At 65.5% G+C, this 26,276-nt stretch carries 35 protein-coding genes and 4 tRNA genes; 23 read left to right on the forward strand and 16 right to left on the reverse strand.

What is annotated here, in order from left to right; genetic code table 11:
- Window positions 1–175: 175 nt before the first annotated feature.
- Genes FHR72_RS26855 through FHR72_RS26825 form a run of 3 tightly spaced genes read left to right on the forward strand, consistent with a single transcriptional unit; the run spans window position 176 to window position 1,738 of the window.
- A complete protein-coding gene (locus FHR72_RS26855) occupies window positions 176–925 on the forward strand; it encodes an AAA family ATPase (protein ID WP_472670740.1) in 750 nt (249 codons plus the stop codon).
- 47 nt (window positions 926–972) lie between these two features.
- Window positions 973–1,440 (forward strand): hypothetical protein, encoded by a 468-nt coding sequence (locus FHR72_RS08515; RefSeq protein WP_183467505.1) that lies wholly within the window; start codon window positions 973–975, stop codon window positions 1,438–1,440.
- A 1-nt stretch (window position 1,441) separates the two neighbouring features.
- Entirely contained in the window at window positions 1,442–1,738 is a 297-nt protein-coding gene (locus FHR72_RS26825; protein ID WP_183467506.1) for a WhiB family transcriptional regulator, read from the forward strand.
- Here the strand turns inward: FHR72_RS26825 and FHR72_RS08525 are convergent.
- The gene (locus tag FHR72_RS08525) at window positions 1,728–1,898 is read right to left on the reverse strand and encodes a hypothetical protein (protein WP_183467507.1); all 171 of its coding nucleotides are present in this window, start codon (window positions 1,896–1,898) and stop codon (window positions 1,728–1,730) included. The genes FHR72_RS26825 and FHR72_RS08525 overlap by 11 nt on opposite strands.
- A gap of 12 nt (window positions 1,899–1,910) precedes the next feature.
- On the opposite strand from FHR72_RS08525, the gene FHR72_RS08530 reads away from it, so the two are divergent.
- The 6 genes from FHR72_RS08530 (at window position 1,911) to FHR72_RS08555 (ending at window position 5,221) form a co-directional block, all read left to right on the forward strand.
- The gene (locus FHR72_RS08530) at window positions 1,911–2,075 is read left to right on the forward strand and encodes a hypothetical protein (RefSeq protein WP_183467508.1); all 165 of its coding nucleotides are present in this window, start codon (window positions 1,911–1,913) and stop codon (window positions 2,073–2,075) included.
- Window positions 2,072–2,602 carry a hypothetical protein gene (locus FHR72_RS08535; RefSeq protein WP_183467509.1) on the forward strand — a complete coding sequence of 177 codons (531 nt, stop codon included), beginning with the start codon at window positions 2,072–2,074 and terminating at the stop codon, window positions 2,600–2,602. Before FHR72_RS08530 ends, FHR72_RS08535 begins: the two co-directional genes overlap by 4 nt.
- Before the next feature lie 132 nt (window positions 2,603–2,734).
- Window positions 2,735–3,598, forward strand: a complete 864-nt coding sequence (locus FHR72_RS08540; RefSeq protein ID WP_183467510.1) for a phage major capsid protein — start codon at window positions 2,735–2,737, stop codon at window positions 3,596–3,598.
- A 137-nt stretch (window positions 3,599–3,735) separates the two neighbouring features.
- Window positions 3,736–4,062 carry an HNH endonuclease gene (locus FHR72_RS08545; RefSeq protein ID WP_183467511.1) on the forward strand — a complete coding sequence of 109 codons (327 nt, stop codon included), beginning with the start codon at window positions 3,736–3,738 and terminating at the stop codon, window positions 4,060–4,062.
- A gap of 512 nt (window positions 4,063–4,574) precedes the next feature.
- Window positions 4,575–4,961, forward strand: a complete 387-nt coding sequence (locus tag FHR72_RS08550; RefSeq protein ID WP_183467512.1) for a hypothetical protein — start codon at window positions 4,575–4,577, stop codon at window positions 4,959–4,961.
- Between the two features lie 23 nt (window positions 4,962–4,984).
- The gene (locus FHR72_RS08555; RefSeq protein WP_183467513.1) at window positions 4,985–5,221 is read left to right on the forward strand and encodes a hypothetical protein; all 237 of its coding nucleotides are present in this window, start codon (window positions 4,985–4,987) and stop codon (window positions 5,219–5,221) included.
- A gap of 23 nt (window positions 5,222–5,244) precedes the next feature.
- On the opposite strand, the gene FHR72_RS08560 is transcribed toward FHR72_RS08555, so the two are convergent.
- Window positions 5,245–6,738 (reverse strand): P-loop ATPase, Sll1717 family, encoded by a 1,494-nt coding sequence (locus FHR72_RS08560; protein ID WP_183467514.1) that lies wholly within the window; start codon window positions 6,736–6,738, stop codon window positions 5,245–5,247.
- Between the two features lie 353 nt (window positions 6,739–7,091).
- On the opposite strand from FHR72_RS08560, the gene FHR72_RS08565 reads away from it, so the two are divergent.
- The 10 genes from FHR72_RS08565 (at window position 7,092) to FHR72_RS08610 (ending at window position 14,249) form a co-directional block, all read left to right on the forward strand.
- Window positions 7,092–8,207, forward strand: coding sequence for a tyrosine-type recombinase/integrase (locus tag FHR72_RS08565; protein ID WP_183467515.1), 1,116 nt, complete (start codon window positions 7,092–7,094; stop codon window positions 8,205–8,207).
- A 329-nt stretch (window positions 8,208–8,536) separates the two neighbouring features.
- Window positions 8,537–8,731 (forward strand): helix-turn-helix domain-containing protein, encoded by a 195-nt coding sequence (locus FHR72_RS08570; RefSeq protein WP_183467516.1) that lies wholly within the window; start codon window positions 8,537–8,539, stop codon window positions 8,729–8,731.
- Between the two features lie 135 nt (window positions 8,732–8,866).
- Window positions 8,867–9,487, forward strand: coding sequence for a hypothetical protein (locus tag FHR72_RS08575; protein WP_183467517.1), 621 nt, complete (start codon window positions 8,867–8,869; stop codon window positions 9,485–9,487).
- Complete coding sequence (locus FHR72_RS26735; protein WP_311736092.1) at window positions 9,484–10,935, forward strand: AAA family ATPase; 1,452 nt, start codon at window positions 9,484–9,486, stop codon at window positions 10,933–10,935. The genes FHR72_RS08575 and FHR72_RS26735 overlap by 4 nt, the downstream gene beginning before the upstream one ends.
- 555 nt (window positions 10,936–11,490) lie before the next feature.
- A complete protein-coding gene (locus FHR72_RS08585; RefSeq protein WP_183467518.1) occupies window positions 11,491–11,889 on the forward strand; it encodes a hypothetical protein in 399 nt (132 codons plus the stop codon).
- A gap of 29 nt (window positions 11,890–11,918) precedes the next feature.
- Window positions 11,919–12,341 carry a hypothetical protein gene (locus tag FHR72_RS08590; RefSeq protein WP_183467519.1) on the forward strand — a complete coding sequence of 141 codons (423 nt, stop codon included), beginning with the start codon at window positions 11,919–11,921 and terminating at the stop codon, window positions 12,339–12,341.
- A 250-nt stretch (window positions 12,342–12,591) separates the two neighbouring features.
- Entirely contained in the window at window positions 12,592–12,873 is a 282-nt protein-coding gene (locus tag FHR72_RS08595) for a hypothetical protein (RefSeq protein ID WP_183467520.1), read from the forward strand.
- A 161-nt stretch (window positions 12,874–13,034) separates the two neighbouring features.
- Window positions 13,035–13,223, forward strand: coding sequence for a hypothetical protein (locus FHR72_RS08600; protein WP_183467521.1), 189 nt, complete (start codon window positions 13,035–13,037; stop codon window positions 13,221–13,223).
- 268 nt (window positions 13,224–13,491) lie between these two features.
- Complete coding sequence (locus FHR72_RS08605) at window positions 13,492–13,818, forward strand: terminase (RefSeq protein ID WP_183467522.1); 327 nt, start codon at window positions 13,492–13,494, stop codon at window positions 13,816–13,818.
- Complete coding sequence (locus tag FHR72_RS08610; RefSeq protein ID WP_183467523.1) at window positions 13,815–14,249, forward strand: hypothetical protein; 435 nt, start codon at window positions 13,815–13,817, stop codon at window positions 14,247–14,249. The genes FHR72_RS08605 and FHR72_RS08610 overlap by 4 nt, the downstream gene beginning before the upstream one ends.
- Window positions 14,250–14,314: 65 nt before the next feature.
- Here the strand turns inward: FHR72_RS08610 and FHR72_RS08615 are convergent, their stop codons facing one another.
- Together FHR72_RS08615 and FHR72_RS08620 are read right to left on the reverse strand one after the other, a co-directional pair.
- The gene (locus FHR72_RS08615; protein WP_183467524.1) at window positions 14,315–14,875 is read right to left on the reverse strand and encodes a hypothetical protein; all 561 of its coding nucleotides are present in this window, start codon (window positions 14,873–14,875) and stop codon (window positions 14,315–14,317) included.
- A gap of 58 nt (window positions 14,876–14,933) precedes the next feature.
- Window positions 14,934–16,115 (reverse strand): hypothetical protein, encoded by a 1,182-nt coding sequence (locus FHR72_RS08620; protein WP_183467525.1) that lies wholly within the window; start codon window positions 16,113–16,115, stop codon window positions 14,934–14,936.
- 199 nt (window positions 16,116–16,314) lie between these two features.
- On the opposite strand from FHR72_RS08620, the gene FHR72_RS08625 reads away from it, so the two are divergent.
- Window positions 16,315–16,878 (forward strand): hypothetical protein, encoded by a 564-nt coding sequence (locus FHR72_RS08625; protein WP_183467526.1) that lies wholly within the window; start codon window positions 16,315–16,317, stop codon window positions 16,876–16,878.
- 130 nt (window positions 16,879–17,008) lie between these two features.
- Here the strand turns inward: FHR72_RS08625 and FHR72_RS08630 are convergent.
- The 3 genes from FHR72_RS08630 to FHR72_RS08640 all read right to left on the reverse strand — a co-directional run bounded on the left by FHR72_RS08630 (window position 17,009) and on the right by FHR72_RS08640 (window position 17,268).
- A tRNA-Val gene (locus tag FHR72_RS08630) sits at window positions 17,009–17,083 on the reverse strand.
- Window positions 17,084–17,094: 11 nt separating this feature from the next.
- Window positions 17,095–17,168: transfer RNA gene (locus FHR72_RS08635), tRNA-Cys, on the reverse strand.
- Between the two features lie 27 nt (window positions 17,169–17,195).
- Window positions 17,196–17,268, reverse strand: a tRNA-Gly gene (locus FHR72_RS08640).
- A gap of 259 nt (window positions 17,269–17,527) precedes the next feature.
- Between FHR72_RS08640 and FHR72_RS08645 the strand changes: the two genes are divergently transcribed.
- Window positions 17,528–17,602, forward strand: a tRNA-Val gene (locus FHR72_RS08645).
- A 401-nt stretch (window positions 17,603–18,003) separates the two neighbouring features.
- The gene (locus FHR72_RS08650) at window positions 18,004–18,546 is read left to right on the forward strand and encodes a hypothetical protein (RefSeq protein ID WP_183467527.1); all 543 of its coding nucleotides are present in this window, start codon (window positions 18,004–18,006) and stop codon (window positions 18,544–18,546) included.
- 64 nt (window positions 18,547–18,610) lie between these two features.
- Here the strand turns inward: FHR72_RS08650 and FHR72_RS08655 are convergent, their stop codons facing one another.
- The 5 genes from FHR72_RS08655 to FHR72_RS08675 form a co-directional block, all read right to left on the reverse strand.
- A complete protein-coding gene (locus FHR72_RS08655; RefSeq protein WP_183467528.1) occupies window positions 18,611–19,588 on the reverse strand; it encodes an ATP-grasp fold amidoligase family protein in 978 nt (325 codons plus the stop codon).
- A gap of 78 nt (window positions 19,589–19,666) precedes the next feature.
- The gene (locus tag FHR72_RS08660; protein WP_183467529.1) at window positions 19,667–19,945 is read right to left on the reverse strand and encodes a hypothetical protein; all 279 of its coding nucleotides are present in this window, start codon (window positions 19,943–19,945) and stop codon (window positions 19,667–19,669) included.
- 49 nt (window positions 19,946–19,994) lie between these two features.
- Window positions 19,995–20,462, reverse strand: coding sequence for an STAS domain-containing protein (locus FHR72_RS08665; RefSeq protein WP_183467530.1), 468 nt, complete (start codon window positions 20,460–20,462; stop codon window positions 19,995–19,997).
- 270 nt (window positions 20,463–20,732) lie between these two features.
- Window positions 20,733–21,173: a response regulator gene (locus tag FHR72_RS08670; protein ID WP_183467531.1), complete on the reverse strand. Its 441-nt coding sequence runs from the start codon at window positions 21,171–21,173 to the stop codon at window positions 20,733–20,735.
- A 165-nt stretch (window positions 21,174–21,338) separates the two neighbouring features.
- A complete protein-coding gene (locus tag FHR72_RS08675) occupies window positions 21,339–21,917 on the reverse strand; it encodes a TetR/AcrR family transcriptional regulator (RefSeq protein WP_183467532.1) in 579 nt (192 codons plus the stop codon).
- 109 nt (window positions 21,918–22,026) lie between these two features.
- On the opposite strand from FHR72_RS08675, the gene FHR72_RS08680 reads away from it, so the two are divergent.
- The gene (locus FHR72_RS08680) at window positions 22,027–22,257 is read left to right on the forward strand and encodes a hypothetical protein (RefSeq protein ID WP_183467533.1); all 231 of its coding nucleotides are present in this window, start codon (window positions 22,027–22,029) and stop codon (window positions 22,255–22,257) included.
- Here FHR72_RS08680 and FHR72_RS08685 read toward each other — a convergent pair.
- The 4 genes from FHR72_RS08685 to FHR72_RS08700 are packed head-to-tail and all read right to left on the reverse strand — an operon-like array spanning window position 22,254 to window position 26,248.
- Window positions 22,254–23,108, reverse strand: a complete 855-nt coding sequence (locus FHR72_RS08685) for a glycosyltransferase family 2 protein (RefSeq protein WP_183467534.1) — start codon at window positions 23,106–23,108, stop codon at window positions 22,254–22,256. The two genes, FHR72_RS08680 and FHR72_RS08685, sit on opposite strands and share 4 nt — an antisense overlap.
- A complete protein-coding gene (locus FHR72_RS08690) occupies window positions 23,105–24,010 on the reverse strand; it encodes a glycosyltransferase (protein WP_183467854.1) in 906 nt (301 codons plus the stop codon). Before FHR72_RS08690 ends, FHR72_RS08685 begins: the two co-directional genes overlap by 4 nt.
- Window positions 23,964–25,202, reverse strand: coding sequence for a glycosyltransferase family 4 protein (locus tag FHR72_RS08695; protein ID WP_183467535.1), 1,239 nt, complete (start codon window positions 25,200–25,202; stop codon window positions 23,964–23,966). The genes FHR72_RS08690 and FHR72_RS08695 overlap by 47 nt, the downstream gene beginning before the upstream one ends.
- Window positions 25,199–26,248: a glycosyltransferase family protein gene (locus FHR72_RS08700; protein ID WP_183467855.1), complete on the reverse strand. Its 1,050-nt coding sequence runs from the start codon at window positions 26,246–26,248 to the stop codon at window positions 25,199–25,201. The genes FHR72_RS08695 and FHR72_RS08700 overlap by 4 nt, the downstream gene beginning before the upstream one ends.
- Window positions 26,249–26,276: the final 28 nt, after the last annotated feature.

Raw genomic sequence — 26,276 nt, forward strand, 5'->3', positions numbered from 1 at the left:
GCTCGATGGCACGGTTCCAGAACCGCCAGAACCGCAACTAGGGCGGCGAACCGATGGACACGCCCTGTTCTATCCCGGTCAGGTCAATTGGGTATTCGGAGACCCCGAGAGCGGCAAGTCATGGCTTTGCTTGGTGTGCGTCACCGAGGCACTATCAGCCGGTCGACGGGTCCTGATGATCGACCTGGACCACAACGGCGCACCATCCACAATTCACCGTCTGCTCGCCCTCGGTGCGCGCCCTGACACCCTCCGAAACCCGAACCTGTTCCGGTACTGCGAACCCGAGGACGCCGCCGAGGTGCGTCAGGTGGTCGAGGACTCCCGCGCCTGGAGGCCCGCCGTGGCCATCGTGGACTCCATCGGCGAGCTGCTGCCCATGTGCGGGGCCAACACGAACTCAGCCGACGAGTTCACCGTGATGCACACCAAGGTGCTGAAGCCGTTGGCGAAGGCCGGTGCCGCTGTGCTGGCGGTCGACCACCTCGCCAAGAACGCGGACTCTCGCGCTGTAGGCCCTGGAGGCACTGCGGCCAAGCGCCGCGCCATCGGCGGCAGCTCCATCCGCGTGAAGGTCAAGCAGCCGTTCACCCCTGGCCACGGCGGCAGCGCCACGCTGATCGTCAACAAGGACCGCCACGGCGGTCTCCGCGCACACTGCCCGGTCGGCGACCGCGAGCCGGTCGCGGGCACCTTCAAGCTGCTGGCGTTCAACGAGGGCGCGTTGGCGTGGGTGATCGACGCCCCGGCCAAGGGTGAGCGCAACACCGACGAGGCCGCACCGCTGCAGGACGTGCAGGCTGTGGCCGCTCTGGACCCGCCGCCAGAAACCGTGGAGGAAGCGCGGGAGCGGCTGCGGTGGAGCAAGCAGCGAGCCACGAAAGCGGTTCGTGCATGGCGAGAAAGTGAGGTCAGCCTCGGATGACGGAAGGTGTCGCGCTTGATCTGCACACTGGCACCGAGGAGTAAGGCATGACGACCGCACCGACCTGGACAACGACACCGCCACCGCAGGCGTGGGCCGACACGATCACCGCCGCGCAGCACGCCGCCCACGGTGACCCGTTGCAGTGCTGCGCCGCCATCGCCGAGAGCGGCTGTGATCCCGGCTGGCTCGTCATCGCCGGGGTGCATCTGCTCGCCGCTGTGCTCGCCGAGGGCGTCGCCGCCGACGAGCTGCGCGCCGAGGTGCTGCGCATCGCCACGGATACGGGCGCGTCGGACTACATGGTGACCGCCAGCCTGGAGGTCGTCGCGCTCGCCGAGGCGATGCAGCGCGACGAGCTGCCGACCATCTGGCAGTTGTGCAGCGGCTCGCAGGTGTCGGCGCGCGACCTCGCCCACGGGGCGTGCTCGCTGACCGGGCAGGCGATAGCAGCTGTGGCTGTGGACGTTCCCGGCGTGTTCGACCGGCTGCGCGCGCAGTACGGAGGTCGCTGACATGGCTGCCAGGTATCCGACCGTAAAGCTGCACGGTGAACCGTGGGTCGAACTGTTGGTGCACGTGTTTCGTGGTGGCCCAAACTTGCGGGGTGCGTTGTGTGTGGGCAAGTCGGAGTTGTTCGACCACCACGACAGCCGCTTCGAGGCTGCCCGTATCTGTGCCCGCTGCCCGGTTCGGCTGCCATGCCGAACGTATGCGAGCAAGGCCCGGCGTCTGACGGGGACGTGGGCAGGCGTCTACCGGAACCACGGCGATGACGAAACTGAAACGGAGACAGACAATGTCACAGCATGACGACGGGGACACAATGGCGGACAGCGGGTTTGACCTGTCGGGCATCGGCGCTCACCGACCTTGCCCAGCGCGCGGCGTCCTCGTGTTCGACGGCCCGTTGCCGCCCGATGTGCAGAACGCCGAGGACAGTCGAGCCGACGCCGACCTCCGTGCGCGGCATTGGCGGTCAAGCGTGACCGTCGAACGACCCGCGACACCTGTGGAGCGCGCTCTGCTGCTCCACCTCGGCTACGAGGTGCCCGCCACCCTGCACACCCGCGTGCAGTGGCTCAGCGACGGCGTCCGACGCCGCACCTGGCCGCAAATACCCGCCACGACTGAGGGACTCGCACCATGACCACGACCGACGACACTCCGCAGCACGGGGCCGACGCCCAGGCCGGCCACTCTGGACCTGCCAGCACGGACGACAACCGCCCGCCAGCAAGCGAACCCAACGACCAGCACGGCGACGACACCGACGACCGGGACGACGCCGAGCAGGATGACGACGCCGACGACGGCAGCCGCTCCAACCGGGAAAAGCGGTACCGGCTACGCCTGCGCGACGCCGAACGCCAGCGCGACGAACTGGCCGACACCCTGACTCGCACCCGACAGGCCATCGTGTCCTCTGTGGTGGCTGGCAGCGGATACGCCCCGAAGGTTGCCGAGCTGGTCACCGCCGACATGGACAAGCTGCTGGACGACAACGGCATCCCCGACGCCGAGAAGATCGTCAGCAGCCTCGCGGCAGTCGTCGCCGACTACGGTTTCGCCCGTCAACCGAGAACGCCAGCGCCGAACCTCCAACAGGGTTCCACCAACGGCGGGGGCGGTGCCGGTAAAGCCTCGTGGGCAGGTGCGATTAAGGGCAGCGAGTAGACTCGCCACTGCGGGACCGGCTGCGCGTCGCAGCCACCCGCAATAGCTCGCCTTCGTGAGGCACACCCGGCTTGAGTGTTGACCGCTCGCCGGGAAACTCGCCCAAACATGCCGTCACGGAAGGCAATTGATATGACGACGAACAGCACGAACGCTGCCGCTATCCTCACCCCCGAGCAAGTCGCCGATCTGGTCGTGCAACCGCTCATCACCAGCTCGGTCGCAATGGTCACCTCCACGGTCGTGCAGACCGACAGCCACTCGATGCGCTTCCCCGTCATCGTGTCCGACCCCGACACCGCATGGGTGTTGGAAGGCGCAGAGATTCCCGTCTCCGATCCTGATGTCGAGGAAGTGTTGGTCACCCCGTCCGGTCTCAAGGGTCTGACCGTGGTCAGTAACGAGCTGATCGCCGACTCCGACCCGTCTGCGCTCGATGTCGTCGGGCAAGGACTTGTGCGCGATCTGCGGACCAAGCTCGACGCCGCATGGCTCGGCGACACCGTCACCAACGGACCCAACGGGCTGGAGTCCCTCACCGGGGTAACCGAGACCACGCTGGTGTTCGACGGCTCACTCGACGTGATCGCCGAGGCCGTCTCGCTGGCCGAGAATGCGGGCGCACCAACGATTCACCCCGTGGACGGGCTGCCCAACTTCTCACTCGTCTGCAACCCGGTCGACGTGCTCGCGTTGTCCACCGCGAAGGTCAGCACCGACAGCAACCAGCCGCTGCTCGGAGTCGACGCCACCGCCGTCACCGGACGCTCCGCGCTCGGCGTGCGCATCCACTCCGCGCCCGCCTGCGCGCAGGGCACCGCCTGGCTCATCCCGAGAGACCGCGTGTTCGTGGTTCTGCGCAACGACCCCGAGGTCGTAAGTGACGGTTCGGCTTTCTTCTCCAGCTATCGCACGGCTATCCGCGCGGTGCTGCGCGTCGGGTTCGCTTTCCCCCACGAGGCCGCGATTGTGCGCCTCGGCATGGAAGGCAGCTAGCCCACAGACTCACCGCTGCTGCCGGGAGCCGCTTGACTACTCCGCCCGACAGCAGCGGTGACCAGACCACCGCAGGCCGCGTGAGGTCACCCGCCATAGCGCGGCCAGCGGTGCCACCCACACCGAGGGAGATCCCCGTGTCCTGGACCGGCGACCGCCGCACCCGACCCCGCAACGGCGCACGACGACTCCCCGAGAAACTGCGCCGCCGCGTCCTCCGCAGGTATCCCACCTGCCAGCTCACCATCCCCGGCATCTGCACCGTCACGAGCACCGAGGTCCACCACCGGCAAGCCGCAGCCGACTTCTCTCCCGACGACCCCAACGTCGACAACGAGGACGGACTCGTCGGGGTGTGCTCACCATGCCACCGCCGCGTCTCTGCATGCGACTCCGCAGCCCGAGCCAACCTCGGCACCCGCGTCCTACGGGAGAAGGAACCCCACCCCGGCATCCTGCCCTGACCGGGACGCACCGCCCAGACCAGCGGCGACACAACGATATTCACGCACAGCAAACGCTGAAACCTGTTGTCGTACAACGTCATTCAATCGCATGAAACCTGTTGTGGCACAACGGCATGCAGATGCACAGCGCTGCCTGACTCGGTCGGCATTGTCCCGACGACAGCAAACGCCAGCAGCGCTGCAATATGGCTCTGAGCTGCGCATATATTGCCCCCGGGGAGGCCCCCGCTAACACCCACCTGAGACGCGACCGGGACGGGGTCGCTGAGGTTCTGCGCACTGCACCGGAGTTTCCGCAGGTCAGGGGCTGTTCTTGAGCCGTCGAATCACGTTGTTGCACAGCAATTTTGACCGCATGCATCATTTACGCAGGTCAGGGCATGTTTTGAGCCCCCGTTGCAGCTGCCGAATCACGTTGTGATGCAACCTGTGTCAGCGTTCAGCGCATCAGTGACAGGCATTGTCTAGCAATGACTTTCGGGGACGCTGGTCGGTCATACACTCGTGGTATGACGAGGCGTCGCACTGCTGGGCAGAAGTTGCGGGAGAAGATGACGACCGCGCTAGAGGCGACCGGCGTCGCGGGCATCGAGTTCGATGAGTACGAGACCGAGGCTCTGGACCGGGCGTGCGCGGCTGCGGATCGCGCCGAGCAGTTGCAGGCGGTGTATGACGTGGAGTTGGCGGGCGAGGCGCGTCCGACGATGTTGTCTCGGCTGTCTGCGGAGTTGCGGCATTGTGAGCGGCAGTCGGTGCAGATGTTGGAGCGGGTGCGGTTGACCGAGGAGCTGCCGAAGTCTGCTCGTCATCAGCGGGCGGCGCAGACGCGCTGGGATCGGCATCGGAAGCGTAATGAGGCTCGGGTGGGTCCGCGTCCGCAGCAGGTGGGGAGTTAGGGGTGCCGCGCCAGAATCCGGCGTTGGCTGCCGCCCAGCAGCGCAGCGGCGACGGTCTGGGACCGATCTATCGGCATCTGTTGGGGCGTCAACGTGAGATGCAGCGCCGTTTCGGGGTGGTCGGCACGGTGAGGCGTCCGACGTTTCTGCTCGACGCCCTGGAGGCTGGCGAGACGGTGACGGTGTCGTCGTGGCGGGTGCCTGTTCATATGCGCACGCCTGGGTGCGGCGGCACGCTCGTAATCGACCCAGGTATGTAATCCCAAGTCCGAAGACGCGGGAGTCACGTCGCGTTGCGTTGCATCCCCCATGCGTGGATCAGTGCATGATGAAGGACAAACTTTCCTCGTGTGTAAATCTCAGCTTCGTCGCGGCGGTGATAAAACTGCATGTAAGTCTCGTGTCGGCCGACATGATTCCCAATCGCGCCCGCGTAGAAGAGAAGGGTGAGGAGCCGCTCAATTTCTGAATGTGATGGCCGCTCTCCGCTTACTTCCTCGATGGCGGACTCGAACTCTGTCCGGTCAAATACCTGCTTACCAACGACTTTAAGGGCAGATATTGCTAGCGCCGCGCTTTCGGGTCCACCCTCGTAGCCTGCGAATTCATTGCGAATAGCGCCGACAAAGTATTTCGTTGCGTATTGGAGAACGCCTTCGCGAATCACTTCGAACGACAGCGTCGCGCCGCTCGCGCGAAAAATGCCGGAAGCCTCCGCCTTCCTTATCTCCTCGAATAGACGTAGAAGGTCTCGCGGTGTATGGCGCGTCATGTTCATTAGGTACCGGAAAGTCTTTTGCCATTTCACAGGACCGTTCCGTCCGCCGAGGCGGATGCGGGTGGGGAAGAAGCTCAGTACGTCGACCGACTCCATCCCGAGGGCCTGCCCAGCTTTCCTGTTCACGAGTTCCATCAATGGAGCATGTATGCCGGCCTGGCCCGACATCACTCGCCAATCAAGATCGTATGAAAAGTCGTCGCGCATCTTCTGGGAATCGGGGAGCGAGAGCGAGATGCGAGCGAATACGTCGTTCCTCAAAAGCAAGACGATGCTCCCGGTTGCCCGAGTCGAACGGAGCTTTTGATTGAGTGCGTAAGCAGCTTGCACTAGCGACGATAGGCTCTCGTCATATTTGGAGTCGTTCAGAAAAATCGAGTCCAGGCCGTCGAGCAATAAAATGTGTCGTACGGCCGACTCCTGGTTACAGACCCAATCCTCCATGTACGGAATCAAGTTGTAAATATTTAAGGTTGGCTTACTTTCCCGCTTATACAGATCGCCTAATTTGGGAATGGGGATTGAAACGGTGGTAGTCGAGGCTTTCACCAATGCGCGGCCAGAAGCGTCTCCCATGAAACCGAAATCACGAAGAAGCTTCGCAACACGCCTGACTTCCGTGTCCCTTTGAATGGAGCAGCCCTGATCCCGCAGCATCAGCTCTAGGTAGTTGCACAACAGAATGAATTTCCAGGCGACCACCGTCCGCTCAGGACCGGAAACTTGGCCGGTCTGCAACCGGGGTACCTCCGCCAGCGGAAGCGCGGACGCATCGTCAACGCGCGCGAGGTGGGTGCCCTCGGGTTCGGTTTCTTTCAGGTACCAGGCGAGCGCGGATTTGCCAGTACCTTTTGGGCCAAGGATGAGGAACTTTCGCCCTTGAAGGACCGACTGCACCGCGCCCTTCAGATCGACGTAACTCTTGATGAAGGCCTCGTTGTCCTCCGAAGCCTCATTCCGCGAGTCACTGAGGCCGAAATAGAGGTCCTTGTACCTCAACGGTTACCCCCAGCGTTCGTGCCTGCCCCGGAACGTTTAAGGGTACTTAGTGCAGTTGCTCACGTCGGGTAGCTACGGGGCGTGTCGCGATGGCGTTGCTGAAGTCAGTTCACGTTCAGTTCACAAGGAGGGCGCCAAGCGCAGGAGAACGCATGCTGAAGTGCACAAACTGTGGTGCGCGATACTGGGATTGAAGTAGGCTGGACGTGATTTGCGGGATATGCGACATGACCAGAGGATATAGCTTTTGAACTGGTCATGTAAGACATAGTATCGCGCGAATCATGACGAAGTCCAACGAAGCTCAGATATGCTCATTGTCCACGTATCGTCCACGCGGAGGAGCTATCGAGATGGCCCGCAAGCGCTCGTTCGCCACCATCGAGCAGTTGCCGTCGAAGCGCTGGCGGGTGAAGTACACCGCGCCGGACGGCATCCGCCGAGCTGCACCGCACACGTTCGGCAACAAGCTGACCGCCGAGGCGTGGGTAGTGGACATGCGCCGCAAGATCGACAAAGACCAGTGGGACGCGACCGACGACGACCCACGCGAGGCGATCACCTTCGGTGCTTACGCGGCCCGCTGGCTGGAGAATCGCCAAGTGGCGGGCCGACCGATCAAAGCACGGACGCGTGAGCACTATGACGCGATCCTGGACGACCACCTGCTCGACGCGTTCGGCCACCGTCAGCTTGCGGCGATCAAGCCGTCAGATGTGCGCGACTGGTACGCCAAGACGCTGACGGACAAACCGACGATGCGCAGCCATGCCTACAGCTTGCTCCGCACGATCATGGCGTCGGCGGTCAACGAGGAACTCATCGACGCCAACCCGGCGCGGATTGTCGGCGCGGGGCGCGCCAAGCGTGTGCACAAGATCAGGCCCGCGAGCATCGAAGAACTCGGCACGCTGACGGCGGCGATGCCCGACCGGCTGCGGCTGATGGTGACCCTGGCGAGCTGGTGTGCCCTCAGGTTCGGCGAGACCGTCGAGCTGCGCCGTGGCGACATAGACCTCTCGCAGGAGGTGATCCGAATTCGTCGTGCGGCGGTGCGGACGAAAGGCGCATACAGCATCACCACGCCCAAGTCGGACGCCGGTGTGCGCGATGTCGCGATTCCGCCGCACATTATTCCGCTCATCGAAGCACACCTAGCGAAACATGTTGGTAGCAAGCGCGATTCGCTGATCTTCCCCACGGACAACGGCGGGCACTTACAGCCGTCGACGCTGTATCGACACTGGTACAAGGCCCGTACCGCGGCGAATCGCGAGGATTTGCGTTGGCACGACTTAAGGCACTCGGGTGCCGTCATCGCGGCCGTATCGGGTGCCACGCTGGCGGAGCTGATGGCCCGGCTGGGACATTCGACACCGCAGGCGGCGATGCGCTACCAGCATGCCGCCGCGGGCCGCGACCGTGAGGTCGCAGCGTTGATGTCGAAGCTGGCCGACGTCGCCCCCTAGGCTGTTGATGTCAATACGTATGACAAAGGGCCGCAACGGTATTCGTGGCGACGAGTGTTGGCGAAGCCCGACGAATTGTGGTATCTATTTAGTGAACCCGAGGGGCGCGTCCCTGGTCTAATCCACGACGAAACGCGTCCGTCTCGACGGGGGGTTAGCGCCTAACAAGCGCAGGGACCATGATGCCGAATAATTAAATAGGGATCGGCTCAGCGACAGCATCGGATTCGTGGATGGTGGCCTGTCGGGGTCCGGTCAGCACTTTTTATCCGTGTGCTGGCTGGTCGCTGCCGTTCTCCGATCAGTCATCCAGAACTGATCGGACACCTATGGCCACAAAAACCGTTTCACCGCCCAATCTGTCGATCGCTGACGTCGCAACATATCTCGGCGTCACCACGCGGACTGTCCAGCAGATGATTGCCGACGGTCGCCTACCTGCCTACCGCCTAGGCCCGCGTGTCGTGCGACTGCGCCGCGATGACGTTGACGCTGCGCTAAAGCCGTATGGCGGTGCGTCTTGAGTACCCCGAAGCGACCGTTCCGCGAATCGCGTTGCCGCGGCTGCAACCGAGTGCTGACCGGCGTAAAGGCCCGTCTCCGCGGCTACTGCGCCCGGTGCGATCAGGCGGTGTCCGATGCCGCCACCTGACGCGAGAGTGGCGGCCCCCGAAGGAACCGCCACCCAACAGCCCGCCAAAGCTGCCTACCTCGCCGAGTTTACCGGCCACGCCGACATTCTCGATTGCTTCGGCGCCCTCTACGGCGACACTGCAGGGTTCCTGCACGTCGCCACCGGGTCGGGCATCTACGTGAAGAACGGCAAGCCTGCCCACCGCGACTGGAGCGAGCGATGCTACGAATACCCGGCGCAGGCTGGGCAGGCGGCTCGCGACATCGCGCAAGGTGCGCCGGCCTGCGACATCTACGTGTGCAGCTCCATCATGCGTGGCCGCACGCGTACCAAGGGGGCGGCCGCCCGGCGGTCGCTTGTGCACGCCGACATCGACGCCGAGACCAAGGCCGACCTTGTGCGCGCGGTCGACGGGTTCGCGATTGCGTCCGGCACACCGGGGCACGCGCACGTGTATGTGCCGGTGGCCGAAGAGCTTACGGTCACCGAATTCGAGGCCCTGTGCCGCGGGCTGGGCGATTACTTCGGCGGGGGCGACGCCAAGATCTCCGATAACGACTTCCTGCGCCCCGTCGGCACGTTCAATCACAAGCCCACACTCAGCGGCGGCGAGCCGTCGCCGGTCACGTGGCTGGTGACGCCGTGACGCCGATCAGCAAGGTGGACCTGGCGGCGCGGCTGGGGATAAAGCTGCCACCGCCGTATGAGGCCAACGGGCACAATGGCGCACAGGCGGGCGGGGGCACGATGACGACCACGGTCGTGGGCGAGCCCGAACCCGTCGATAACCTGTGGATCTTCCCGCTGGTGTTGGCAGCCCTAGGCAAGGTCACCGGCGACCGCTCGGAAGATACGGCGCGAATCATCGGTGCTTGCTACGACGCGAGGCTGACGCTGTCCCAGACGCGCTGGGTCGTCAGCGCGCGCGAGGATCTAGTCATCCGTCTCGCTGAGCGGCGCGACGACGACGTGGGCCGGATCTGGGAGAAGATCGACGCCGAGCGGCGCAAGCGGGCGCAAAGCGAAGCCTGGATGACGGATGATCTGCCGCCGTTCGCGCCGCCAGACGGAACCGACGCTGAGACGGCGGCGGTCGAACGGTCCTGGCACCCCGTTGATCTCGAATCGGTCCTAGTGGGGGACTGGCAGCCGCCCTCTCCCGCAGTTGGGCGGCGAAGCGACGGCGTCGGCATGTTCTATCCGGCGAAGGTCCACAGCGTGGCCAGCGAGTCCGAGGGGCTGAAAACGTGGATGCTGCTGGCGGCAGCCTTCGACGAGATACGGAAGGGCAATCACGTCCTGTTCGTCGACTTCGAGGACGACGAGGGCGGCGTGGTCGGCCGGCTGTTGACGCTGCAACTGTCGCGCGAACAGATCCGCACGTACTTCCACTACGTGCGGCCCACCGAACCGCTCACAACGGCGACGAACGTCGCTGACCTCGCCGCCAGCGTCACGACTTACCGACCTACGCTCGCCGTCGTCGATGGGATCACCGAGGGCATGACGATGCACGGCCTCAACCCGCTCGACAATCAGGACATTGCGAAGTTCGGCCGCATCCTGCCGCGCCGCCTCGCGCGCGCTGGATGCGCGACCGTGTGCCTTGACCACGTCGTCAAGGATGCAGAATCGCGCGGTCGGTACGCACTTGGCGGCGTGCACAAGCTCAACGCCATCGACGGCGCCGCGTTCATCCTCGAAGGGCGCGATCCGTTCGGCATCGGACTCACCGGCCGCAGCTCCATCCTGATCGCCAAGGACCGGCCCGGCCAGCTTCGCAAGCATGCGCACCCCCGGAAAGACAAGCTGTTCGCCTTCGGCGAGCTCGTGCTGACCTCGCACGATGAGAGCTACGTCGAGTTCGAGATTCGGCCAGACGCGCCAGTGGCCAGCGAGTTCCGACCGACCGTGCTGATGGGCAAAATCTGCGCGGCGCTCGCCGAACACGGTCCGATGTCGCAGCGGAAGATCCTGGCGACTGTCGCAGGCAAGCGTGAGTACGCGATCAACGCGCTGGCCCTATTGCAGCGGGACGGATACGTCTCCGATCAGTCGCCGCACAAGTTGCTCAGACCGTGGGACGAATCATGAACATGCAGGTCAGAGGCGTTACCCGCGTTCCCCTCGTTAGTGGGGCTAAGGACTTGAGTCTAGCTAACATTGCGACCAAGGGGCGTTCCCCTCGTAATATGGACGTGACCTGCAGCGTTACCCTGTTCCCCAAGCGTTCCCCTACCGTTACCCTTCCGCCCGCTGCAAATACCGATGTACCCGTTACCCCGTTCCCCCCCCTATATACAAAGGGGAACGGGTCAGGGAACGGTTGCAGTCAACCTTCGACGACTCATGCAGCAGGTCAGTGTGCCGGCGGTGCGTGCCCGTGAATCGACAGCAGCGAAGGGCTGCCGAGCGCGCCTCGGCGCGCCGTAGTATCCACCGGCTTGAAAGGAAGGTCGCGGCCACCGGACGCCCCGGCGTCATCCGTGGGCTTACCGGCGCCTGCCGAGATTGCAACGCAGACGGCTCGCTCATCCTGCTGCCGAGCGGGGACACCATCGGGCAGGTGCATCACGACGAGCACTGTCCAGCCGCATGCGGCATCACAGCCTGGGAACCCTGTCCGCTCGACGAGCACGAGGACCCCGCGTGACGGGGCCGCGCCGCCGCACCATCGTCGGCGCGCCGTGGATCACGCTGCTGGCGGCGATCCTGCGCGACGTCCCGCGCCTGGACGGTGCACTATGCGCCGGGCAGCCTGGCGTGTTCGACGGCCGTGACGGCCGTGACGGCGAGCACACCCGCGAGGCCATCGCGCTGTGTGCCCAGTGCCCGGCACATACGGCATGCAGCGAGTGGTGGGGCACCCTGGGCGTACCGCGACGTCCCCGGGGTGTGGTCGCAGGCCGGTGGCGCGGATCAACGAGCGACGACGCAGACGTCGGCGATGCGGCCGCGACGACGAATGCCGTCACAGCGGTCGAGGCAAAGGACGAAATATGTTACACCGCAACAAATCACGCTCAAGTACGACTCGGCGAAAAGTAGATAGAATGAATACAACGGAAGGTGAATCCATGAACCCACAACCCCCGCAGTTGGTGCCGTTAATGCTGGTGGCCCACGAAATCGGCGGCGACGCCAATGCCCTGGCGGCCAAGCTCGGCGATACCGTCGTCCTTGATGGCATCGGGATACGCTGTCTGACAGCTGATCTCGCGCGCGAGGTCATTGCCGATCATCGCGCCGCCGTCGCTGCCGAACGGGACCGGCGTCGCGCCGAAGCCGCCGAAGCCCGACGGCGACCAGATCCGTTGCGCGAGCGCGTCAGGGCGCTGGCGGCGCAGCAGGAGCGCTTCGGCGGCGCGGACCTGCCGGCGCTGGCCGTCATGACAGCTGGGGACATCGAGGGACGGCTCGAAGTGAGCAGCAAGCATTTGGACGAGCTGCTGACCGGTGATCCCCACTACCACTCGCTCAGCGGCAAGGGAGCTCAGTGATGCTGTACAGGTTCGTGATGGAGGGCCGCCCTCTGAGGCACCCAGCGCAGTACGACGAGACGCAGGGGGTGCAGGTGGCCGATATCGAGACGCGCTGCCGCGCTGCGATTGCCGCGGCCAGCACCGCGGTAGGCGAGATTAACGTTGCGCTGCGCGCTGCGGCGTCTCGCCACACGGCTGCGGGACACCGGCCACCAGCCGGAACGCCGGTCGAGCACCGCGCCTGCGGGCGCATCTTGGGAGTGCATTGATGGCGATCCCGCAGCGGCGGTCTCAGCGTGTGGTGTCGTCGGGCAATTGCAGCGTCGGGGTCACGCGCGACGCGGTGCTCGACGATCGAATGGCTGCGGCGCTGACCTTCAGCGACACCGCCGGGACGTATCACGTCGTCGACCTCACGCTGTCGGACGTTCGGAACCTGTTCGGCGATCTCGTTCGGCTGCTGGGCGCCAATCAGCAGCAGGTCGATATGTGGTGGCGGCGGCTGGCGGATGGCCGCGACGGCCGCCCGCAAGCGGCGGTGCGGCGATGACTGGGCCACGTCGCCGCACGTCGCCACGCCCGCATTACGGTGCCCGGCATCGACAGCTGCGCGCACAGGTGAGCAAGGTCGTCGCCAGTGGCAACGCAATCTGCTGGCGGTGCCAACGGTGGATCCGACCAGGCGAGCCATGGCACCTCGGGCACGCAGACGTGCCCGACGCCAAGCGGCGCCACATCTACGCCGGCCCCGAGCATGCGCTTTGCTCGCACACCAGCGGCGGTTGGGCACGTCAGGGCATCCTCGATGCGCCGCCGCCACCGGAACGACGCGCGCAGCCGAAGGCCGCTGCGCTGAAGTTCTTCGACACGCGACACGAAAGTGATGGTGGCACAGCATGATTCGGCACACTGTGTTGGGTGAAAGTGGTTGTGGCACAGCGCTATTCGCCGGAGCGAGACGTTGCCAAGGGCGGCCTACATCACGTATACTGGCAGGTCGGAAGCCCTTTTTTAATGCGGGCCTCGTTTTCCAGAACAGGTGTCCGGCGATTTATCCGTCAAGACGAAAATGATTGGCCCTTGGATGGCCGAACGTAAACCGTTGCCGCGCAACGCGATTAGCATCACGAAATCTGTTGCAGCACAGCATGATTACGGAGTTGAGGACATGAAGAAATCGCCCATGCCGCCGAAGCTCGGCGAGTCGGGCAGGGCGCTGTGGCGCCAGGTTGCCGAGGAGTTCGCGATCGACGAGCACGAACGCCTGGTCCTGGTCCGCGCCTGCCGCACTCTGGATCTGATCGACCAGCTGCAGGCGGTCGTCGACCGGGAGGGCTTGATCGCCGAATCGAGTCAGGGTAGCCGCGCGCACCCGGCGCTGACGGAGATGCGACAGCAGCAATTGGTGCTGGTGCGCCTGCTGAAGACGCTGAGGCTGGAGTTCGGTGAGCAGCAGCAGGCCAAGCCGACGACCCTGCGGTCGGTCGGCGCATGACGCGCCAGCGCCGCGGCGGCGTCGCAGCGCCGCAGGAGCTGACCAGCTGGTCGTTGTTCGCGACGACGCGGGGCTACATCGACCGCCGCGCGAAACGCTACGACGAGTCGAAACTCGGCGAGTGGATCGAGGCGCGCCAGCAGTGGGAGGCCGATCACGGCGGCTTCGCTGACAGCGAGTCCACGGTGGCCGACCAGGCGCCGCCCGCCGAGCTGGTCGGATTCGAGCTGTGGTGCGGCCGGCGCGGCGTGGCCTACGCCCTCGCCACCGGCAGCAACACTCTCGCCGAGTTCGCCGACCGGCAAGAGGCGTTCGGGCTGTGGTGCGAGGCGCGGTCAGCGTTCGCCGCCGAGCACGGCTGGCCCGGTGGACGGGCGGTGCGCCGTCGCGAGGAGACAGCCTTCACGCCGTTCGACCTCAACGCGATCTAGCGGTGTGGACGTCCACGGGCTCTGAGAGCCTTTAGCGCCCGGGGCTCCCGCCTGCGTGGCTCAGGTTATTTACTGCTGTGTTCATGGTGTGCGGGCCGCGGTCCGGGGGCCGCGCTGCCCGCTCGGACGGGCGCTCCGTTCTCGAACACTTCGAGGTAGGTAGCGTAAAGACGCCTGGCAGTGGCGATGAACATCAGACCCAAGTAGGTGGTCATGCCCAGTGATGCTGATGACAGCGCAACGTGCCACCAACGCTCTACGTAGCCCACCTGCTGGGTAGCGGCCGCAAGGGCACCGAACAAAAGTGCGGCGGTGAACGCCGCGCATGCGGCGAGCACTACGCCGCTCATGGTTTCACGTACGTGCGCGCGCACCCGTTCGTCGGTCGACAGCGTCAGGCTATCGGCGATGCGGGCACGCAGAGTGACGACCTGGCCTGCGGCTGCCAGCAGGACGCCGGCAAGGAGCGCGACGGCCGGCAGCATCGCTACCGGAGCGGGGAAGACGTATCCGAGCCAAGCGGTGATGCCGACGGCAGCGGCGGGAAGGCCGAATAGCACGGTGAGCGCCCACCAGTCACGCTTGTTCGACTTGTACTTGCGGACGAGGCGCCAGTAGTCGCGCATCGCTGGCCAGAGACTGAAGCGATCCGGAATTGGACTATGCATTCCGGCCTCCTGTCACCTATGTTGCCGACCCGTTGGACAAGGGCAACGTTCTGATAGTTGGAAGCAGTTCCCGAAGGGTTTTCTCCGCTTGATCGTAGAACGTGTCGTCTGCAACGTACCCCCGACCTAAGACATAAGTGAACTTGCTGAAGTCAGTGGTCGGAGTGATCTTCTTGTGGTGATTTCCATCGTCCAGGTCGACCGCGACGGTATTGAAGGGAACATCCACGGTTTCGTGTCGGCTGACGAAGACATCCTGTCGCAACGCGTCGGTCGCAGCTTGCGTTCGAGTAGCGGCTGAGTGCTGGCGCTCAGCTTTCGCAGCCGCCTGTTCGGCCTTCTGTCGCGCCTTCGCCTGCTTGCGCGCCTCGGCGACTTGCTTGCGGGAAAGTTTGTTGCCTTCTGCGTCGTACTCAGGCACCTCAACCCTCTTTGTCCGACCTACGCCGGGAAACGTCTCGAAGAAGGACTCAGCCCACTCGAGAACGCGTGATCGGACGTCGACGCCGTGAGCGGTTACGGACATTGATACATCGTTGCGATCCCGCTGCCCATCGTCGTCGTAGGTCCATCGGTCAAAAACGACGCGCTTGACCTCGGCGTTTCGAATGAAAGCCATCATCGCGGCTTCCCCGGCGAGGTTTCCGAGGTCTTGAAGACGCCACGGAACTTCGCTACATGCCTTTAGGCCCCTGATCACCGCACTTGATGGGCATGATCTCCCGCGAACCTCGACGGCGAGTAGGGCGATTGTTCCCTTGGTCTCGGCGAGCAGCGTTGCACGATAGGGATGCAACGTCGGCTTGTCCTTCATCGCGACATCTTGCCCGTCAACGAGAAGTGTTCCGTCTGCGTTCATGACCCCCTGCTCGAACTTCAGGCGGACCGTCTCACCGGTTCGGCTAGCGCTATCGAACCGGATCGCCATTCCCTTGCCCTGCGCCGGCCCCGTCTCGTCGTCTTCTGCCTCTGTGATGCCGAACGGGTACACGCGCATGCGGTGAGCGGTGACATCCCCAATAACGACATCGCGGTAGTCGAACTGGTGGATAACACCGGTTGACTTTCCCTGCTCATCAACCTCAGCGCGCTTCGCCTCGCCAAACGGCTGCGGTTCGCGTTTCCCGCCTTCGTGTAGCTCGACAGCGAACACGCGGTAGCCGTACTGCGTCATGTCCCCCCCGTCGATGGTCTGCACGAGGACTATCACCCATCGAGACCAGCGAACACAAGCAACACGCCTGAGCTGGGCGAATCTGTTTCACGCGCAGTTGACGCAACCGTGCCACCACACCGCGGGGGTTTTGGCGGCGAATACGCACGTGCCCTTTTCGGCCGGTGATTTGACACAGGGTTACGAGCCGAGCCTCGTAGGCTCTACGCCGGGGAGGGGGTAAGTGAGCAAAAAGAGCCCACGTAAGCAGAGTCGTATTGCAGAGTTCCTTCATGCCGATCTCGGCCGCTACGACCCCCACTCGTGTCCAGAGGATCAGCTGTACCGCGACACCATCGTCAGCGTGCTCGGAGCCGCGATGGATGGTTGGGTGCCCGAACTCGTCTTCCGGCTAGCGATAGATCATCGAACCGGTCTCAACATCGACTGGGCGATCATGACGCACGCATACCGCATTGAGGACGGCGCCAAGGGCGACCGGCGACGCGTCGAACGAATCGACATTTGCGAGTCCGAGGTTCACTACCACCGGTTTCGAAGGAGTGACGATCCCGACGATGACCAGGGAGAACGGCGCCGGATTATCTCGCTATATGCCGACGACGCGGTTGAAGACACGATCGTTGCTCACGATAAGCATCGTGCACTGACGATCGGAATGATGGTGGACACAATCTACCGGAACCGCGGGGGCGACTATAGCGATCTTCCCGTCTGGGGACGCCGACGATCGTTCATAGCCGAAGCTTCTACAGCAGAAGTCGAGCGGGAACTCGCTCTCAGCTAGTCGCAGGCCGAGTGTGCCGCGCTCGAAATCAGGACCCATGATGGGTTACGAGCGCGGCCGCAATCGTCCACGTATCGTCCACGCCGACAAGAAAGGCCCGGCAAAAACCGGGCCTGACCTGCACTAACTATGGTGCGCGATACTGGGATTGAACCAGTGACCTCTTCCGTGTCAGGGAAGCGCTCTCCCGCTGAGCTAATCGCGCCGGGACATCCTTGGAGGTGGAGACGGGAATCGAACCCGTGTGCACGGCTTTGCAGGCCGTTGCCTCACCACTCGGCCACTCCACCGCTGGGGTTGATGCCACTGCATCCTCGAGCGGATGACGGGATTCGAACCCGCGACCCTCACCTTGGCAAGGTGATGCGCTACCAACTGCGCTACATCCGCGCGCCACGGGCGAGATCGTCGCCCGTCGCGATGCAGAACGATAGTCCACGCAGCTTGGCAAGTACAAATCCCTTGCTCGCGCGGCGCGTCCGCGTTCCGGAGCGCCTCCCATGCGACGGTCGGCGCCCAACGCCTTCCGTCCGGGGCGTACGCGACGATGCAGTCGAGCAGCGCGCAGCCGGGTGTTCGGCCACCGCGGATTCTCGGCGCGTGGACGCCGCGTGTTAGTCTTCTGCCTCGTTCGCCTCGTCGAACATCCGGTCTCGTAGCTCAGTGGGAGAGCGTCCGCCTCACACGCGGAAGGTCGCTGGTTCGAAACCAGCCGGGACCACCACCCTTCCTTCCGGACGCCCGAGGGAATCGAGCCGCTGACGGTCTCGACACAGCCTTGCGCCGGTCTCTTGAATGGGCAAAGAAGCGGAGCGCCGGGTGGCGAAATCCAGCAATCGCCGCGCTCCCAGTGGTGAAGTGCCTGACCCAGCTCTGGGGGAGATGTCCCGTCCTGAAGCGTTCCGTGGCTAATTAGTTCCGCTGCTCATCGGGCGACCGGCGGACAGCACTTCAAAGTTTTTGCGCGCGAGGGGTTTTCGCAGCCGCTTCCGGGGAAACAATCGCCCCAGGAAGCAGTAGTGATGTACGTCACGTGGCAGGCCGATCCTGCCGCCGGGTTAGGCGTTTCTGTCCGTATGTCGGGGGCCGGAACGCTGCTCTCCTAGATGAGATGAGGAGAATCCCATGACGTCACGAATCACCCGGCTTCTGGCACTGACGGTCAGCGTGACGCTGATCGCGTTGTTCGGTGGTCTGACGGCCGGCACCGCCGGCGCGCAACCGCGGCCCGGCGTGGGCAAGCAGAACACCGTCCAGGTACAGGGCACGGGCGCCAACGGAGTGAAATTCAACGGCCAGTTCACGGCGCAGACCGCCAAAGAGGGTGACTCTGCAACGGGGGCCGTCGTCTCCGGCCAGCTCACCGGCAAACTGATCAACCCCGGGCAGGGCCCGACCACAGCCCAGGACGTCGCTCAGGCCGTCGATATGCCCGTAGAGAGTCTGCAGGCAACCTGCCAGGTCCTGAACCTGGTTCTCGGCCCGCTCGACCTGAATCTGCTGGGGCTGAACGTCCACCTCGACCAGGTCGTGCTGGACATCACGGCAGACCCGGCAGGCGGTCTGCTCGGCCAGCTGCTCTGTAGCCTCGCCGGCGGAATCGGAGGCCCGTTGGCTCCGATCATCAACCTGCTTAACCAGATTCTCGCCGCCCTCGGCGGACTCTGAGTCCGACCGCTCTGACGCCGCCGCCCGCACCTGTCCGCGGGCGGCGGCTCAGAACCGTGTCGGGCTACCGATATCGCCGCGGAACCGTCCAATGCCGCCCGAACTCGTCGTTGAAGCATTCGGGGTCGAACGGACTGTCGCCGCCGGCCGGAAAACTCGTCAGTTCGCCGAAGACGATGCGACCCTCGACGTCGTAGAGGTCCACCCGCACGAAATCTGTTTCTGCGCCCAGGCATTCGGCCAGGCTCACCATCTCCTGCAAATGAGCCGGGCGTGGGGGCTCGACGTCGGCGTTGGGCGGGCCACCGCTGAGGGGGAGATGCGACCAGTCGGGTCGGAAGAAATCTTGAGTCCGTCGGCCGAAGCGTCCGCTGTCGACCTGGATGTAGTGGCATCTGCCGTGAAAGACGAAGAACTTGTAATCGTCCGGGATGGTCCCGTCGCCGTTGGCGAGCAGTTCTTCGACGATGACGCGCCGCGGCACCTGTCCGTACACCCATTCGCGGTTCGGCCCTTGCCCGTACAGCTGCGCCACCCAGTTCGAGGCGATCCACACCACGTCGTCGCGGCGCGCGAACTCCGGTCGGACGTGCCGGTACTCCCAGCTTCCCGGGTAGAGCGGCAGGCGCGCGTCGGCGGGGGCCTGCTCGGAGACGACGATCGCGGTGCCGCTGCCGTGGGTCGGCTTGACCACGTAGGCCTCGGGGAGGTCGATGTCATGCAGGGCCGCGGGGTCCTCGACCACGGCGAAAACGCGCGGAAGATACTGCGGGCCAACCTTTTCGGCGACATAACCGCGCACAGCGGCTTTGTCGGCGAACGTGACGATCAGGTCGCGGCGGTCACGCAACATCTTGTAGCGGACCTTCTCGCGGAACCCGTCGGGATTGCGTGTGCGCCACAGCCGCACGGCACGCACGATCGCGCTGCGCTCGCGCCGCCGCACACCCTGCTGTGCGGCACGGCGATTCGCGGCCCACGACGTCCGCACCGCATCGACGAGGCCGGAGGCGCGCGACGGTGTGGGAGGCGGAAAGCGCATCGGCTCAGGCTACGGACGCCGCTCGAAACGGAGGCCGAAGTGCCGGCCCACAGTCCGCCACAGCGTGCGGGGCGGCGGTCAGAGGTGCGGCGCTTCCTTGATCGTGGTGTCCTGCTTGCCGACGGTCTGGCAGTAGGTGGAGATCGACAGGCGGGTGCCGGTGAGCTCTGCGTTGCTCGGCTCGTTCTTGCCCTCGTCGGTCAGCATCTTGGTGATCGCTTCGTTCTGCTTCTTCTCATCGGCTGACTGGAAGTCCGCGCACGTGGTGTCGCCCCCGTCGTTGGTGACCTGGGAGCAGCCGCTCAAAACGGCCGTGGCGGCCAGAACCGACATCAGAAGAATCTTCGCGTGCGTCATGGCAGACATGTTGCCCAGCCGCGCGCGCAGCCAAACCCCGGCGGTGGCGCTACCCGGCCCGCCAGCCGGACTTACCGCTCCACACGAAGTGGTGGCGGTGATGGGCCAGGCGGTCGAGACGAGCCAGCGCACTCGACAAATCGTCGGCCAGCGGCAATTCCCCGTCCGGGTCGCAGACAGTCAGCAGCCGGCGCACCGGGGGGCTGGCCACGATCGCCCAGTCGACGTCACGCCGGGCGCAGTGCACGCTGATGTAGTACAGCGCGGTGAAACCCTGGCTCCCGAAGAAGTCGACCGCGCGAAGGTCGAGCACCAGTTGCTTCGATGCCCGGGTGTGGCGTTCGACGTAGCGGCCGAGTTCGCGACCGTTGACCGCGTCGACCTCACCGAGGACTGCGACGGCGACCCGGTTTGCCGAGCAGGACCTCACGCCGAACACGGCGCTCCCGCACCGGCGCTGCTCATCGTCGTGTCCGATGCTGCGCTGGAAGATGCGTTCAGTTTTGGTAACTACCATTCTCGCTCTCACAGAGTCATTGCAGAGAAGCCTGGTCGACGGCCCGTCCCTGTGGGGCGGTGGACCGGATCAGGCTGCGCCACGCGGCGCGCCTGCGCGGCTGGTAGCTCAACCGCTTACCAGAGTAGTACGGATTTCGTCGTTGCTGGAAGACTTCGTGCGATTTCCAGTCGCGTATTCGCAGAATGTCTTTCGGGCCCATGCCGTCGAAATAACTAACGACGACGTCAACGCCCTAGTTTGACCGGCTACGGATTTCGTCGTCCGCGGTCACCGGCTCGGTAGACGCACGACCTGGACGAAGAACTCGTCGATCTGCCGGACCGCGCTCATGAACTGGTCCAGATCGACGGGTTTGGTCACGTAGGCGTTCGCATGCAGCTTGTAGCTGCGCAGGATGTCCTCTTCAGCCGAGGACGTGGTCAGGACGACGACCGGGATGTCGCACAGCTGCGGGTCGGACTTGATCTGTTCCAGTAGCTGGCGGCCGTCGTACTTCGGCAGGTTCAGGTCAAGCAGGACCAGGTCCGGGCGCGGAGCCTGCGCGTACTCGCCGCGGCGGTAGAGGAAGTCGAGCCCCTCCTGGCCGTCCCGGGCCACGTGCAGGTTGTTCGCAATCTTGTTCTGCTCGAAGGCTTCTCGCGTGATCAGCTCATCGCCGGCGTCGTCCTCGACGAGTAACACGTCGATCGATCGGGTGGATGCAGTCATCAGGTCCCTTCAGAGCCGTCGGAGTCGCCGAAGCGAGTCACGCATGAGGTGTTTGGCGCTGAATGCTGAACGACAACCACGATGGGTGCCACCGGGTATCGCCGGTAGAAAACCATTGTCGCATAGAACGCGGCCTTTACACCGCCCTTCGGCGCGGCGTGATCCCTACGAGAGCCTGCCGTCGAGAACGGTGAGTGCATGCTCGAGCGCTTCGCCCGGCAGGGGAGTGCCGTCGGACGCGGCGATCAGCACCCCCACCACCGCGCCGGCGACGACCCTGCGTTCGGCCTCGGCGGTGCGGGCGGGGAGGCGGTGCCGTAGGGCGTCGGTGATCAGGTCGATGAGCCGGACGTACTCGCGGTAGACGAGACTGCGGGCGTCGGGAATCGTGTAGAGCAGACGCTGACCGGTGACGGCGTTCTCGCGTTCGTCCTCGGTCAGTCCCGAGAAGACCTGCTGCACCGCGTGTCGGTACGCAGCGACCGGAGTCAGCCCCGGCGGGGCGGCGATGAACGCGTCCACGATGGGCTGGGTGTGGTCGTCGGAGAGCAGCACAGCCTCTTTCACGCTGAAGTAGCGGTAGAAGGTGCTCTGCGAGACCTCGGCTGCCTCGGCGATCTGCTCGACGGTCGTGGCGGCGTAGCCCTGACGCTCGAAAAGCCGGAACGCCTCCCGCCGGATCGCCAGCCGGGTGGCGTGCTTCTTGCGCTCCCGCAGCCCGCGCGAGACGTCGGCCTGCCCCACCGGCCCAGTGTCGCAGTTCGGCGCCGCCGACGGCCCGGAACCCGGATTCCGCCGTCGGCGATGCGTGTGGTGATTCCGGCAACAGCAACCGTGGCGTTACAGTGCAGCGATGACACAAGCGCACGGAGACGACGGTGCCGGTCTGGCGGTGGGTCGTCGAGTCCGCACGGTCGGGGATGAGATTGCCACGGGGGAGATCGTCGAGGACTTCGGCGATCTGTCGGGGACGGCTGTAGTGGTCGACGCCCAGTCGACGGTCAGGTCACGGCGGTGGGCGGTCGCGCTCGACGACGGTCGGCTCGTGTTCCTCGACGGCCACGAGCTCGAGCCGCTGACCTAACGCAGCGCCTGCCGTGACCCGTCGGACGCGGACAGCACATGCGGCGTCCCGTCGGGGTCTCGTCTGATCAGTCCCTGGGATTCGAACGCCGACAACCAGCCGACCATCGGCCAGCGGCCCCACCGCCGGTGGAAGATCAGCGAATTGCGCACGATGTCCTCGAGATGCCCGACCGGCGGGCTGCTCACCTCGTGGTGTTGGTGGAACGCGTGCGCGCCGCCCACCCACCGCATGGCAACCCCTTGGGCCGCTGCGCGGCAACCGAAGTCGGTGTCCTCGCCGCCGTAGCCGACGTACTCCTCGCAGAAACCGCCGATCCGTCGCCAGGTCGTTGCGGTCAGCGCGAAGGACAGCGACCAGAACAGCGCGTAGTCGCTCGTGGGGACGACGGTGTCACCCGGCGGTGACGGCCGCGCGGGATGCGGGTCCACCCGGTCGTCCAGAGTCGACAGGTCGTAACCCGCTGGGCCGGCAGGGGGTAGATACGTCACGGGGCCGCACAGCAACGCGTCCCGGTGCTGCGTGCTCGCCGCGGTCGTCTGATAACGCGCGATCAGCGCGGTGGAGGGGATGCAGTCCACGTCGAGGAAGATCAGCAGTTCGGCGCCGGCTTCCAGGGCAGCGCCGGCGCCCCGGTTGCGGGCCTCGGCCAGCGGGAGGTGACGCCCGGCCGCACAGTCCACGACGTCGGCGTTCGCCCCGGTGCTCCGGACGACATCGTGGATCTCGGGGTCGGCAAGCGCGACGACGACGTGGACGTCGGGTGCCGACGAGCTTCTCTGCAGACCCGAGAGCTGACGACGGAGATGGACGTGCCGGCCGTGCGCGACCGTGATCACGGCCGTTCTCACGAGCCACCGGGCCGGCTGTCGCGGGCCGTCGCCTCGATCGCTGCCGCGGCACGTGCGGCGGCGCCACGGACCTGCCAGCGTTGCCATTGCGACGGGTCAGTGCGCCGGGCCCGGTGCAGCAGATCCGGCCACTGCGCCTCGGCCGGCCAGCCGTGGGCGGCCACCGCCAACCCGTGACGGTCGAGAACCCGCGCGGTGGCAGCCTGCTCTCCGAACGGCCGGGGCTGCGGAATCACGACCGCGGGCCTGCGGGCCGCGGCGATGTCGGCGATGCTGTTCTGCCCGGCGTGGCTGACCACGACATCGGCTCGGCAGATTTCGGTCCAGGGGTCTTCGACCCAGCCGCCGGATTCGCCGCCGAGCGCCTGCCACGTCACGCGCGGCACGGCGTGCGTCGGTGGCGCGTCGCGGAATCCGCCACCGGCTCCGCCGAGCAGCAGCACGCGCAGGTCCTGCTCCGCTTCTCGTGCGCGCGCCGGGTCCGGCGGTGGGGTGCGGCTCTCGAAGCGGGTGATGCCACCGACGAAGCTGGTCTTCGCCGCGTGCGGGAGCAGCCAGTGCGGGGAGTTCAACTCTGCCGGCCACGCCGCCAGGATGTGGTCGGCGACCTGGTGGACGAGCGTGTGCGCGGCGTCGCTGCGATCTCCGGGCAGTGCGACCACGACGACCGGGACCCCCAGCAGGCGGAGGAAGACGGCCACCTCCACGGACACGTCGACGACGCATGCCTCGGGTTCGGCGTCGGCGACCCACTGCGCGATCGCCTGCATCCGCGCGCTGTACCCCGGGGCGCGTAGCGGCGCCCAGTGCAGCGCGCCGTGGGCAGTGGGCTCGGCGACGCTGTCGGCCGCGTCGTCACGGGGAAGGTTGACGACTCCGGAGAACGGATGGTCCGGGGGCACGGTCCGCGACGTCAAGGCCGTGACAGGGCGGCGCAGGTGGCCGCTGATGCTGACGGCCCGCGCCAGATGGCCGTATCCGTGGTGGTGTATGTAGTAGCCGATCATCGGTGTCCTCGCTGCTGGCGGAGATCATCTGCCGGTAGAGGGAGAGGTAGGCATCGACCATCGCGGCCGAGGAGCAGCGGCGCACCGCGTGCTCACGGACGTCGCGCCGCGACAGTTGTGCCGCAACGGGAATCGCCTCGGCGAGCGCGTGCACGTTGTCGGGCGCGACCAGACGGCCGGACTGTTCGGACACCAGCTCCGGGATTCCGCCCCGATCGAATGCGACCACCGGCGTGCCGCAGCACATCGCCTCGGCCACCACCAGCCCGTACGGTTCGTCCCAGGCCGGTGTGACCAGCGCGACCGCTGCCGAGCCGGCGAGGCGGGCCAGCTCGTGCTGTGTGAGGTGCCCGGCGTAGCGCACGTCGGGTCCCAGGCGGGGCTCGATCTGCTCGGCGAAGTACCGCGGGTTCGAAATCGGACCCGCCAGCGTGATCGCCCGTCCCGCAATCTGCGCGGCCTCGACGGCCAGGTGTGGAGCCTTCTCCCGCGTGATGCGCCCGAACCACACCAGGCCGTCGCCGCCCGGACCCATCGGCCAACGTTGTGCGTCAATGCCATTCGGCACCACGGTGAACTGCTGACCGCTGTGCGCCCAGGCCGCGGCGGTGTGCTCCGAGACGGCGGCGAACCGTGTGCCGGGCGCTGCGGTGGCCTGGATGGCCGACTCGAGCCACGGCGTCGGCGGTGTGTGCACGGTGGTCAACACAGGCGTCGACAAGGTCGATGCCATGGCCACCGGCAGGTAATGAAGGCTGTGGTTGTGGACGACGTCGAAGCGCTCGGCGTCGATGCCGCCCAGTTGCAGCATCAGGGCCAGATAGGCGTGGTGTTCGGCCATGAACGTCGCAGCGGGCATCGACACGTCGGACTTCGCGGCCTGCGACAGCGACAATTCGTTCACCGAGAGCGTCGAACAGTCGGGCCCGGCGTCCGAACCGGGTGCGGCGTACAGCGACACGTGATGGCCGTGGTCGGCCAGGGCCCGGGCCAGGTGCCATACGTGGGCTTCCAGGCCGCCGGCGAACGGTTGACGGACCGGGAACTGAGAGGACGCGATCAGCGCGATGCGCAAGGCGCGGGTCATGCGAGCACCCGCTCGTAGAGGTCACGGTGGGCGTCGGCCAGCATTGCGCGTTCCGACGATCGCTCCTCCCAGGTCGCGCGGGGAGGCTCCAGCCCGCTGAGCCAGTCACCGTAGGCATCCTCGACCGCGTGCCGCAGCGAATCCTGGTCGAAAATCTCCTCGGTGAAGGTGAATTCGCGGCACGGACGCTGCTGGCTGTAGAAACCGCACGTCGGCGCGATCACCGCGGTACCGAGGTCGTAGCAGGCCTCCAGCCACCCGGAATGTGTACCGAACCGGTAGGGCAGCACCGACACCGACAGCGAGGAGAGGTACTCCCAGAGCTCGGTGTCGGAGAAGTACGGATGCTCGACCACCCGGACGTGGCCGTGCCGTGCGAACGCCCGGACGGCGTCCCCGATGTGCGGGTCGTGCCAGTGGTTCCCGGGGTGGAACACCTCGTCGTGGATGTTGACCGCGAGAGTTGCGGCAGGCAGCGAGGACGTGATGTCGGTGAGGGCCTCCAGCACCGGCAGCGGGTCCATGTTGGCCCGCAGGCTCTTCACGTGAACGCCGACGACGAACTCGTCGGTCGGCGGGCGGCGGCGCCGGATCAGGTCGCGCTCCAGTACGTGGGGATGGGGGAGGACGTGGGCCTGCCTGTCCCAGCGACGCTGGATCTCCTGTGCCGCACCGGGAGTCAGCGTGACGAGCTCCGCAGCAGCAGCCACCAGGATGTCCTGCTGCAGAATGTGCGCCTCCGGGTCGCGGTGGTGCGGGTTGCGCAGGTCGTGCACCGTGTACACGAGGGGCTTGTCGTGGATCTTGAGCTCCTGCATCACACCGCTCAGCACATCCGCCCCGACGGCGTCGAAGCCGAAATGCACATGGAACACGTCGAAGCGATCGCTGTTGTCGCTGACCCAGCCGGGTTCGAGCATCATCGGAGGCCACCACCCGCCCGGAACCTTTCGGCCGTTTGCCGGCACCGGATCCGGCAGGCGGACAACGGCATTACGTTCGCGCGGATCGGACAGGTGACGCACGTAGACGTGCGAGGACGGCACGGACGCGACGCGCACGAAACATCTCCTT

It is taken from the genome of Mycolicibacterium iranicum, from assembly GCF_014190915.1.
GTDB lineage: Bacteria > Actinomycetota > Actinomycetes > Mycobacteriales > Mycobacteriaceae > Mycobacterium > Mycobacterium iranicum_B.